The sequence below is a fragment of the Variovorax sp. 20P10.2.4 genome, assembly GCF_058244205.1.
Genome location: NZ_JBZAYE010000642.1, coordinates 1 through 4,001, shown reverse-complemented (window position 1 = coordinate 4,001; position 4,001 = coordinate 1). Strand labels below are relative to the sequence as shown.

The following is a 4,001-nucleotide window of genomic DNA, read 5'->3' as shown; positions in this document are numbered from 1 at the left end:
GGTCGCCACATCGGGCACCTTGATGCCGGCGCCACGCTTCGGCGGCTCCGAGACCTTGAGCGTCTTCAGGCGCGGCTTGACGTCCACGCCGAGGTCCTCGGGCTTGAAGGTGTCGAGCTGCTTCTTCTTGGCCTTCATGATGTTGGGCAGCGTGACGTAGCGCGGCTCGTTGAGGCGCAGGTCGGTCGTGATGACGGCCGGCAGCGTGAGCGAGACGGTCTCGAGGCCGCCGTCGACTTCACGGGTCACGTTGGCCTTGTCGCCGGCGACTTCGACCTTCGAGGCGAAGGTGGCTTGCGGCAGGTCGGCCAGCGCGGCCAGCATCTGGCCGGTCTGGTTGGCATCGTCGTCGATAGCTTGCTTGCCAAGAATGATGAGCGAGGGCTGTTCCTTGTCGACCAGCGCCTTGAGCAGCTTGGCGACGGCCAGCGGCTGCAGCTCTTCCGAGGTCTCGACCAGGATGCCGCGGTCGGCGCCGATGGCCATCGCGGTCCGCAGGGTTTCCTGCGACTTGGCGTCGCCGCACGAAACGGCGATGACCTCGGTCACCACGCCCTTTTCCTTCAACCGCACGGCCTCTTCGACGGCGATCTCGTCGAAGGGGTTCATGCTCATCTTGACGTTGGCGATGTCCACGCCCGTGCCGTCGCTCTTGACGCGCACCTTCACGTTGTAGTCGACGACCCGTTTGACAGGCACAAGAACCTTCATTGACTTGACTCCATTGGGATTGCAAAAAGGGGGCTTCGAGAGCAACCGGTCATTCTAGGACGCGACCTTTGCCGTCTCTGATCTGATTCCGATTCACGCCGCGGGGCGAAAAAAGAACGGTCGTGCTTTTCCTCGATTATAGAGCAGCGTCCGCCGGCGGCGAAATCCCGGGCGGCAGCGACTCGACGCGCAGCACGCGCTGCGGATAGGGAATGTCGATCTTCGCGGCGCGCAGGCCGTCGAGGATCGCGACGTTGATCGCCGAGCGCAGGTTGTCCTTGCCCTTGTCGGGATCGGCAACCCAGAAGTTCAGCGTGAACTCCAGCCCGTCGGGCGCGAAGTTCATGAGGAAGGCCACCGGCGCCGGGTCGGTCATCACGCGCGACTGGGCCTTGGCGGCATCGCAGAGGATGGCCTGCACCTGCGCCACGTCGCTCTCGTAGCCGACCACGATGCTGGTCGTGATGTTGAACTTGCGGTCCGCGATCGAGAGGTTCTCCACGCGCGAGGTGATCAGCGACTCGTTCGGCACGATCGCCTCGCGGCCGTTGCCGGCGCGGATCAGCGTGTAGCGGGTCTTGATGTCGGTGATGCGGCCCTCGAAGGTGTCGACCTTGACGTTGTCGCCGATGCGGATCGAGCGCTCGAGCAGGATCACGAAGCCGCTGACGTAGTTGGCCGCCAGCTTCTGCAGGCCGAAACCCAGGCCGACGCCGAGCGCGCCGCCGAGCACCGACAGCGCCGTGAGGTCCACGCCCACCGCCGACAACGCGAACAGCAGGCCCACGAGCAGCAGCAGCGCGCGCACCGCGTTCGACGCCACCTTGCGCATCGACAGGTCGGTGACGGCCTCGCGCAGGATGCGCTTCTCGATCGTCGAGGCGATCCACAGCGCGATCACCAGCACCAGGCCGGCCGACAGCGCGCCCTGGATGATGGTCTGCAGGCTCACCTTGGTCTTGCCGAAGGCCAGCGTGATGTCGTCGAGCTCGGCCAGCACCGGCGGCAGCAGGCCGATGATCCAGAGCACGGCCGCGAGCCAGGCCAGCCACGAGATGGTGCGCTCGAGCAGCCGCACGAGGTTGGAAGCCGGGAACACGGCGCGCAGCACGCGCGCGAACAGCCGGATGACGGCCAGCGACAGGAACACCGAGACGCCAATGCGCAGCACCAGGATGGTCTGGTACTCGGCCACCAGCCGCCGCGCGAGCTCGGCGAACACCAGCGCCATGAGCGGGAACAGCACGCCGTCGAAGGTGCGCTCGCCGAACCAGATCGAGTCCTTGGGCTGGTCGCGCCCGAACCAGCGGCAGATGCCCCAGGCCAGGGCGATGCAGGCGGCGAGCGCGGCCAGCTCGATGGCGATGCCGCGCGCATCGACCTGCGCGAGTCGTTGGGTGAAGTCGTTGAAGTTCATCTCTTGCAGCAAAAGGGGCCGGGCCCACACACGGCGCGCTCGGCGCACCACCGGGGTGCGCCCGCGCCCTTCGGATCAGAGGTCGGCCAGCACCCGGATGTGCGCTTCCACGCTGCGCGCGAGCGCGTCGAGGTTGTAGCCGCCCTCGAGCATCGAGACGATGCGTCCGCGCGAATGGCGGCGCGCCACGTCGCGGATGCGGTCGGTGATCCAGGCGAAGTCGTTCTCGTTGAGACCAAGTTGCCCGAGATCGTCTTCCCGGTGCGCATCGAAACCCGCGCTCACGAACACCATCTGCGGCCGGAACGCCTCGAGCCGGGGCATCCAGATCGCCTCGATCATCTCGCGCACGTCCATGCCCTTGGTGTAGGCCGGGATCGGCAGGTTGAGCATGTTCGACGCCGGATGCTCGGTGCCGCTGTAGGGATAGAAGGGGTGCTGGAAGAAGCCGACCATCAGCACGCGCGGATCGTCCGACAGGATGTTCTCGGTGCCGTTGCCGTGGTGCACGTCGAAGTCGACCACGGCCACGCGGTCGAAGCCGTGCACCTCGAGCGCATGGCGCGCCGCGATCGCGACGTTGTTGAGGAAGCAGAAGCCCATCGCCTGCTCGCGGCAGGCATGGTGGCCAGGCGGCCGCACGGCGCAGAAGGCGTTCTCGACCTCGCCGGCGATCACCGCGTCGGTGGCGGCGATGGCCGCCCCAGCGGCGCGCCGGGCCGCCAGCAGCGTGAAGCGGTTGAGCGCGGTGTCGGGGTCGATGTGCGCATGGTCGGGGCCGCCGACCGGCTCGTCGGCCACCAGCCGCTGGTGCAGCGCCTCGAGGTATTCGACGTGTTCGGTGCTGTGCGCCCGGGTGATCTGCGGCAGCGTGGCCAGCGGGACGTCGCGCCGCTCGAGCGCGTCGCCGACGCCGGTGGCCAGCAGCCGGTCCTCGATGGCATCCAGGCGCTCGGGGCATTCGGGATGACCCCGGCCCATGTCGTGCTTCCAGCAGTCGCGATGAGTGAAGTAACCGGTCTTGCCCATGTCTCGGTGTCGCGTCTAGACCTCACGCGGCGCGGGGCTGCCGGGTCTTACGGTATCGTTTGCATATGGATACAAATATGGACGTTGCCGCGAAGCTTGCCACTTTGCTGAGCCAGCTTAACACGGTGATCGTGGGCAAGGAGGCCCAGGTGCGCGACTGCGTGGCCTGCCTGCTCGCTGGCGGCCACCTGCTGATCGAGGACGTGCCCGGGGTCGGCAAGACCACGCTGGCCCATGCGCTCTCGCACACCTTCGGCCTGCAGTTCTCGCGCGTGCAGTTCACGGCCGACCTGATGCCGGGCGACCTCTCGGGCGTGGCGATCTACGACCGCGGCCAGCAGGCCTTCGTGTTCCATCCGGGTCCGATCTTCTCGCAGGTGCTGCTGGCCGACGAGATCAACCGCGCCAGCCCCAAGACCCAGAGCGCGCTGCTCGAGGCGATGGAGGAGAAGCAGGTGACCATCGAGGGCGAGACCCGCCCCCTGCCCACCCCCTTCTTCGTGATCGCCACGCAGAACCCGCAGGACCAGCTCGGCACCTTCGCGCTGCCCGAGTCGCAGCTCGACCGCTTCCTGATGCGCATCTCGCTCGGCTACCCCGACCGCGCCGCCGAGCGCCAGCTGCTGTCCGGTATCGACCGCCGCGAGATGCTGGCCACCCTGCCCGCGCTGCTCACGCCCGGCGAGCTGACCGCGCTGCAGCAGCGCGTGCAGCAGGTGCACGCGGCCGAGCCGCTGCTGAACTACGTGCAGGACCTGATCGCCGCCACCCGCTCGGGCCGCTGGTTCCTGCAGGGCCTGTCGCCGCGCGCCGGCATCGCCGTGCTGCGCGCCGCCAAGGCCCA

Annotated in this window: 4 protein-coding genes; 1 reads left to right on the top strand and 3 read right to left on the bottom strand. The window is 67.7% G+C overall.

Annotation, left to right across the window (positions count from 1 at the left end):
- The 3 genes from AC27VN_RS34815 to AC27VN_RS34805 form a co-directional block, all read right to left on the bottom strand.
- Window positions 1-711: electron transfer flavoprotein subunit beta/FixA family protein (locus AC27VN_RS34815; RefSeq protein WP_490879552.1), on the bottom strand; the 711-nt coding region annotated here is incomplete at its 3' end.
- A 136-nt stretch (window positions 712-847) separates the two neighbouring features.
- Window positions 848-2,128: a mechanosensitive ion channel family protein gene (locus AC27VN_RS34810; RefSeq protein ID WP_296776783.1), complete on the bottom strand. Its 1,281-nt coding sequence runs from the start codon at window positions 2,126-2,128 to the stop codon at window positions 848-850.
- Between the two features lie 75 nt (window positions 2,129-2,203).
- Window positions 2,204-3,157 carry a histone deacetylase family protein gene (locus tag AC27VN_RS34805; protein WP_093356145.1) on the bottom strand — a complete coding sequence of 318 codons (954 nt, stop codon included), beginning with the start codon at window positions 3,155-3,157 and terminating at the stop codon, window positions 2,204-2,206.
- A gap of 77 nt (window positions 3,158-3,234) precedes the next feature.
- On the opposite strand from AC27VN_RS34805, the gene AC27VN_RS34800 reads away from it, so the two are divergent.
- Window positions 3,235-4,001: AAA family ATPase (locus AC27VN_RS34800; protein ID WP_490879551.1), on the top strand; the 767-nt coding region annotated here is incomplete at its 3' end.